General features: G+C 35.6%; 5 protein-coding genes. All 5 read right to left on the bottom strand.

Annotated elements, in window-relative coordinates:
- Positions 1 to 182, bottom strand: a 182-nt coding sequence (locus Q0W26_RS11840) for a 50S ribosomal protein L34e (RefSeq protein WP_298525710.1), incomplete at its 3' end; no start/stop codon positions are given.
- Between the two features lie 120 nt (positions 183 to 302).
- Positions 303 to 881 (bottom strand): DUF106 domain-containing protein, encoded by a 579-nt coding sequence (locus Q0W26_RS11845; RefSeq protein ID WP_298525712.1) that lies wholly within the window; start codon positions 879 to 881, stop codon positions 303 to 305.
- Between the two features lie 10 nt (positions 882 to 891).
- A complete protein-coding gene (locus Q0W26_RS11850; RefSeq protein WP_298525714.1) occupies positions 892 to 1,452 on the bottom strand; it encodes an adenylate kinase in 561 nt (186 codons plus the stop codon).
- Positions 1,453 to 1,493: 41 nt separating this feature from the next.
- Positions 1,494 to 2,852 (bottom strand): preprotein translocase subunit SecY, encoded by a 1,359-nt coding sequence (gene secY / locus Q0W26_RS11855; RefSeq protein ID WP_298525717.1) that lies wholly within the window; start codon positions 2,850 to 2,852, stop codon positions 1,494 to 1,496.
- A gap of 30 nt (positions 2,853 to 2,882) precedes the next feature.
- Positions 2,883 to 3,320, bottom strand: coding sequence for an uL15m family ribosomal protein (locus Q0W26_RS11860; protein WP_298525720.1), 438 nt, complete (start codon positions 3,318 to 3,320; stop codon positions 2,883 to 2,885).
- Positions 3,321 to 3,398 lie beyond the last annotated feature (78 nt).

Below are 3,398 nucleotides of genomic sequence, written 5' to 3' on the forward strand. Positions count from 1 at the left end.
GTTTTTGATAATTTTCCAATTTCATATGGACGTCCGCGAGGAACTCCATGTAATACTGCACCACACTCAGCACAAACATGCTTAGATGGTTTTTTCTTTTTGTATCTTAAAACATTCCCTCCACCAGGAGTGTTTTTATGAACTCTTTTATATGATCTTGATCTAAACCTATTTGCAGGCATTTAATCACCTATAAATTTAATTTAATTAAAATATTTAATAATTGTGTAATAGCGTATTCAATATAGAATATTATAATATATTTCGCTTATCATTAATAAATGTATAGTTTTATGGCCGATTTAGAACCCTTGTTTGAATCCTAAGAATTTTCTTAAAATCTGACTCATACCGAAGGTACAAATCATATACCATAACAACCAGCCTATACCATACGGAATGGTAGCCTGACCTCCATACAGGAAACTGCCAATGAAATGCCAAACTGGAGTTAAAATAACCCAATAGACAGTTTTCGGTAAAATAATTACCAAATCATGGATTGCAGAGGATCTCATCCAGAAAAATATTAGAATAATCGGGACGAAAGTCACAATCATCGGTTTGAACTGATTGGTCATCATTGCAGTTTGATTTTTCATTAGTTCAGCCTGTTCGGCCTGAAGTTTCGCAACTTCTTTACCATCTCCTCTTTTTTGAGCATCCCTTAATCTGGCATTGAATTCCTTCATTTCAGCCTGTTGCGCATTCAATTCATCTTGATCCACCAGATACTTGTTTGCAATGGTGGTAATCAATGAAACAATAAATGCAATAATCAAAACTGTTAAAGCAGGATTTGCTGGATTAGGGTCTAAAGCAAGAATCGGATTAAAGACAGCGTTCAGTGCTTGATATATAATTCCCATTGGATCAGCCATAATCATACCCCTATAAATTTAATACATCTACCAATTTTTTGACTGAAGAATCTAAATGATTGTCGTGATTGGATAATATTTTGACAGTGGCACCTGTTAATGTGGCATAAGCCATTGAGGTAGCCCTGTTCATTTCTTGATGCAATTGAATGTCTTTTGCTTTTTGTACATCACGAACACGAGTGTCATCATTTAATCTTCTGTAAATAATTTCATCAGGATGAGCTTCAATTAAAATGAAACGGTCTGGCTGCAATTCATCCAAAACCCATTTTGGAAGACCTGGCAAGAAACCGGATGGAGTATTGATGGTACAGTGGGTATCCACAATAACATTGTCCTCTTCAGATCTTTGTTTGATTTCTTTAGCAGCCTTAGCTTGAATTTCTTTTTGTGTTTCAGCTGGTAATTTCCTTAATTCGTCTCTATCTTCAACAATATTCTCTTTAATGGCAATTTCAGTCATTATGTCCCCATAGTTTAAATGCACATAATCGACTTCATCAAGAGCCCTATTAAGCAAAGTTGTACTTCCAGAACCTGGAATTCCTGTTAATACTACTAATTTCATTTTAACCCCTCTAATTGTAAAAAGATAATAAATAGGAGAGTTTAATCTCCTAAAAATTTCCTAAGAAGTGGATTTGAGGACATGAGTTGTTCCTCTGCCATTTCTTCATAAAGTTTATGAATAATACCTACAGTAAGCAATACTCCAGTACCTCCACCTAAAGCACCGGTTAAATCTGCAAGGAAAGCAATGAGACCTACATATATACCACTGATAATGGTAAGTGCAGGAATATATTTTTTAAGAATTTTATATAATTGGCGTTTACTACTTCTGAAACCAGGAATCTGAATACCTGAACTGTAAAGCTGTTCGGAAATCTTCTTAGCATTCAAACCACTGATTTCTACCCATAGATATGAGAACAACATACAGCAAAGGATAAAGAATATTGCATATATGAGCACATGGATAGGTTCTGTAACAAACATTTCTAACTTAGGAGTTGACAATAGCCATGCGATTCCGTCAACAGGTTTTCCGTCCTTGATGGTTCCAAGAATTGGAACACCGATCTTTTGGAAAACGTTTGCGAAAAGTGTTACGTTTACAAGCAATGCACTGGTCAAAATTACCGGCATGTTACTTGAGTATACGAATTTCAATGGATATTTACCAACTGCACCTCTGATTCTTCCGTGACCTCTTACACTACCGTGTGAAATAGGAATTTCAACCCTCATGGATTCACCATAAAGAACAACCAAGAATACTATGATTGTAGCAATCAATGGAATCAATACTGAGAAATCATAAGTTCCCTGTGTTGCCAATTGGATGAACTTAGGAAGGATACCTGCGAAGAGTCCATCAGTACCATTCAGGATACTGAATGTACCAACTACAATAGCCTGACATACACCTGCAGCAATGAAAAGACCGATTCCACTACCGAATCCCCATTTGGATACAACTTCATCAAGGTAGATAATAACCAATGCCCCGATAACAAGTTGGAGAATTAAAAGTAATGTGTAAGAACCATCAATAGGTACTAAATTACCAGTCAATACTAAAACTGAAGCTTCAAATAAAGTAAACACAATAGATAATACTTTTTGAGTAGCTTGAAAATGGGACTTGTCCTTATGTGAAGACAAATCCAGATCCAAAAGATTAGAACCTACTAACAATTGCAGTACAATTGAAGCAGTAACAATAGGACCAATTCCTAAAGTAAGAATTGAACCGAAACTCCCCGCCATAACAGCTCTTAACTGAGCAAATTGATCTATAGCCCCTGGAGCTAAACCGTATAATGGGATTAAAGTTAAAATGTAGTATAATACTAAAACCACAGCAGTCCATTTGAGCTTTTCGTTGAACTCTTCTCTGTGAACTGGAGATTTAACTTCAGGAATAACCTTAAATATTGGCTCTAATACTTCTAGTGATGACATTTTCTTCCTCTATTAAATATTAAAAAGAAGCTATAATTCTATAGCTTCCCCTCCTAATTCTTCGATTTTTTCAATTGCACCAGCGGAAAATTTAGGTGCTGAAATTTTGAAGGTTTTGGTAATGTTTCCTTTAGCTAAAACTTTATCATAACCTAATTCAGTCACATCAATGACGATTGCATCTCCGTCTTTGGATGCTTTTCCGCTTGCAATTAAGTTTTCAGCTTGTTCTTCTAAGTAAACTAAATTAACTGTATTAACTTTTTTAATCATTTTTTGAGGTCTTTTGAAACCGTGTTTACCAAAGTGGTCTGGGTCGTGAATTACAGTCCAGGTCCAGTGTTGTTTACCCATACCTGCTTTACCTTTTCCACCTTTGTTACCTGCACCTCTACGTTTTTTGGTACATCCTCCACCGTTGGATCTAGAACCTCTTTGTTTGTTAATTTTACGTTTTGTTCTAATCATAATTATACACCTGATTTAAAGCATTCTTTTTGCAAGATCTTTAATTTCTTCTCCCCTGTAACCTAAAGATCCACCTTC

It is taken from the genome of uncultured Methanobrevibacter sp., assembly GCF_947169325.1.
Classification (GTDB): Archaea; Methanobacteriota; Methanobacteria; order Methanobacteriales; family Methanobacteriaceae; genus Methanocatella.

Bases quoted from the DNA above. Each gene is read 5' to 3' on its own strand.
- Q0W26_RS11845 (WP_298525712.1), bottom strand. From the start codon at position 881: ATGGCTGATCCAATGGGAATTATATATCAAGCACTGAACGCTGTCTTT.
- Q0W26_RS11860 (WP_298525720.1), bottom strand. From the start codon at position 3,320: ATGATTAGAACAAAACGTAAAATTAACAAACAAAGAGGTTCTAGATCC.
- Q0W26_RS11850 (WP_298525714.1), bottom strand. From the start codon at position 1,452: ATGAAATTAGTAGTATTAACAGGAATTCCAGGTTCTGGAAGTACAACT.
- secY (WP_298525717.1), bottom strand. From the start codon at position 2,852: ATGTCATCACTAGAAGTATTAGAGCCAATATTTAAGGTTATTCCTGAA.